Source organism: Bradyrhizobium sp. Ses1 (assembly GCF_059512365.1).
The window spans coordinates 1-2,948 of sequence record NZ_JCAMOQ010000140.1 but is presented as its reverse complement, the minus strand read 5'-3'; the positions used below and the strand labels follow the sequence as shown (position 1 = coordinate 2,948).

Here is a 2,948-nt window from a genome sequence, read left to right as displayed (position 1 = left end):
CAGCCGCCCAGCCAGGCGGAATCAGGTGGGGGAGTTTGAGGTGACCTCACCCGGGGGATTTTGACCAACCGTCGGGGATCAACGGCGAATGCTTCCGAGCTTATGTCGAACAGCAGCTTGTTCCAGTTCTTAAGCCGGGCGACATCGTGATCATGGATAATCTCGGCAGCCACAAGTCGGCTGCTCTGCGCCGCATCATCCGAGGCGCCGGCGCCAGACTCTGGTATCTGCCGCCTTACTCACCCGACCTCAATCCGATCGAACAGACCTTCGCCAAGATCAAGCACTGGATGCGCATCGCGCAGAAGCGCACCCTCGAAGACATTTGGCGACACATCGGCGACCTCGTCACCTCGATCCAGCCTGCCGAATGCAGCAACTACTTCGCCAACGCAGGATATGCTTCCATCAAAACGTGAAACGCTCTAGGGCCGCAATCGCCCCAGTCGGCGAGGGCGTCCGCGGCATATTGATCGAGGAGGAAGCACCACCGTCGACTGTTTTGCTCGCTTCCGTGGCGGCAGCCATCGCACGGATGCCCATCCTCCCATTCCGACCTGAGATCATTTTCGACCAACTGGCCGTCGTCCTTGTTCTCAATGTGCAAGCGTGCGTGACATTCGTCGCAAACCGCGATCAATTCAAACATGAATTCGTGATATACGTGCTCGTAAGTGAGATGATGAACCTGTGTGGCTTTGCGCTCAAGGCATCCTTCGCAGATGCCATTAGCTCGTTTCAGAATCTTGGCCCGCTTCGCTTGCCATTCCGGACTAGCTAGATAGATATCATATTCTCGGTTGAAACCATCGGCCCTGCCCCTTTGCTTGCGGACATGCTTTTGAATGATTGATCTGTACTCGGTGTCTCGGGCCGCTAGGTAGCTATTCTCGTGGCCTTCCTTCCACGCAGGAGCATTAATCAACTCGGGCGACTTCTTCAGCGCAGAGCCAATTGACCTGCCGCAAGCGATGCACTGCTTGTAGAAATGCGTGGCGCCGCCTCTGTTCCGACGCTGGCGGACCTCGAACTCGGCGTGCTTACATGCAGACTGTCGAAATAGCGCGAGATCGGCCTTTAGCTCGGGCGTCATATCGAGGTGGTAGAGCTCTCCGGTGTCGTGATCTGTAAAGCGCATACTGATTATTTCAACCTCCGACTCTAAACCCTATCGCCTCAATTATCTTCGCGAGCTTTTGAGCGGCCCCTCGGGGGCAGATGCCATGCCCTGGCGGGGCCCCGCAGCACGTAGGTTGCTCATCCAGGTATCCCGGCGGCCCAAAATGCGTCGGCAACGTTGTGGCGACAACTGTGGATGTCGTTCCTTGCGATCGAGCTTTACACGGATGTTGCGGACGGGATCGTTAAAGAACGGTGATGCGTTGCGCAGTCAGACGCGCTTCCGCCTACGCTGAAAGGCGCTCAAGAGGGCGGCTAAACCTAGCAGTTGTCGGCCGGCAACGCGTACGACGGGTATTGTTGTGAGGTAATTTGAGCACGCCTGCAGAGCGTGTGCAGATTCTGGTACGTTCCGTACAAAGTTTTTGTGCCGATAACAAACGTCATCTGTCCACACCATTGAGCAGTTCTTAGTCATTATCTTTTGCGTTCCTCATGGGCATGCCTCGACACGAGGGCCGATACGCGAACTCACCTCTGAAGCCGTAGTGCGAGGCCCTGCAGAGCAAGGACACTACTGTGCTGATGCGGACGGCGTTCTTTCGGATGTCGATTGGGCCGCCCAGGATGGTCACTACCGAGTGCGGCTCGATAGAGCGGTAACTCTGATGAGAGCCGGTGCGGCCGCATAGATTGTCGCGAGGGTCGCAAAGACATGACTTGAGAGGCCCGTGGTACCATGTCGAAGCGTTGCTCAGCTCCAGAACGAACACTCAATGATCTGGGCATTCCGGCAAATAAGGGCATTGAACCGTGACGCAGTGTCCTTGACGGTGCCGGCGTTATGTACTGAAATCTGGTGCTGTTTGCGTTCGGGTATTTCATGGACGAAGAAATTTTTAAGCAACAGGCATTGCGGGCTCGCGAGTTGGCTGAGAAGGCCGATCCGTTCACCAGAAAACGGCTCCTTGATCTCGCCGACAAATATGAGGCCAAGGCGGCCGGGATCTCCAAGGCCTCAAGGCTGATCGAAAATCCGCTGCCGCTTGCCAACCCTAATGCCGTGCGCCGCTATGGGAAATCGGGCGAGGCATGAAGAAGGCTGAGCCAGATTCCTGCGAATCAAGTGCGACTGTCCGCCACGGAAGCGGCAATCGAGCTGGCTAGTCTTTCTCGCCGACTTGTCAGGTTGCCGAAGTGCGACGTCGCATATGACGAATCGCACCGACATTTCGTAATCCCAGGGGCGACGACTGAAACACTGAAGGCCCATAGCCAGAGCCGAAGCGAGCCACAGGGGCTCATTCCCCTAGGTGAGCGATGAACGCAGTTCTGTATTGATCCGGCGGCGGCGTTGCTGAGCAAAGCGGCGCGTTGAGAGCTATCGATCAGGGTCATTCGATCGCATCCAATGCAGCTCAACGTACAAAGCGAACAGCCCGGAGCAATCAAACCAATTTCCGGTCCCGAACCTTATGAGCTGCGACGTCGCGAGGACGATTGCAAGCACTTCTAGACGATCATGGCGACGCCATCGTCACGATGAAGCGGACGGACTCTGGCAAGATCGTCATCACGGGCACACACCAGTCGGGGAAGCCTGAGTTACTTCCCAACGAATTAAGACAGGCGCATTTGTAACCGGTCGCCTGAGCTGACTTGTGTTGGGGCGCAACGCTCGCAGGTGCCTGCAGACGAGCAAAGCAGGAGAGGTGGTCTCCAGTCGTTAAAGTTACGGCGCGATCACGAGCTTGCGGATTCCAATGATCGCGCGCAGGTATTCCAATCTGATGCCGCGCAGCGTTCCGATCTGATCGCGCGCAGGTGAA

At 56.5% G+C, this 2,948-nt stretch carries 2 protein-coding genes and 1 pseudogene; 2 read left to right on the top strand and 1 reads right to left on the bottom strand.

What is annotated here, in order from left to right; all coding sequences use genetic code 11:
- Positions 1–77: 77 nt before the first annotated feature.
- Positions 78–419: pseudogene (locus AC5ZG5_RS45865) on the top strand (transposase); the annotation flags it as partial.
- On the opposite strand, the gene AC5ZG5_RS45860 reads toward AC5ZG5_RS45865, so the two are convergent.
- Positions 380–1,138, bottom strand: coding sequence for a hypothetical protein (locus AC5ZG5_RS45860; RefSeq protein ID WP_456647203.1), 759 nt, complete (start codon positions 1,136–1,138; stop codon positions 380–382). The pseudogene AC5ZG5_RS45865 and the gene AC5ZG5_RS45860 sit on opposite strands and share 40 nt — an antisense overlap.
- An 840-nt stretch (positions 1,139–1,978) precedes the next feature.
- Between AC5ZG5_RS45860 and AC5ZG5_RS45855 the strand changes: the two genes are divergently transcribed.
- Positions 1,979–2,215 (top strand): hypothetical protein, encoded by a 237-nt coding sequence (locus AC5ZG5_RS45855; RefSeq protein ID WP_456647204.1) that lies wholly within the window; start codon positions 1,979–1,981, stop codon positions 2,213–2,215.
- The last annotated feature ends 733 nt before the right edge of the window (positions 2,216–2,948 follow it).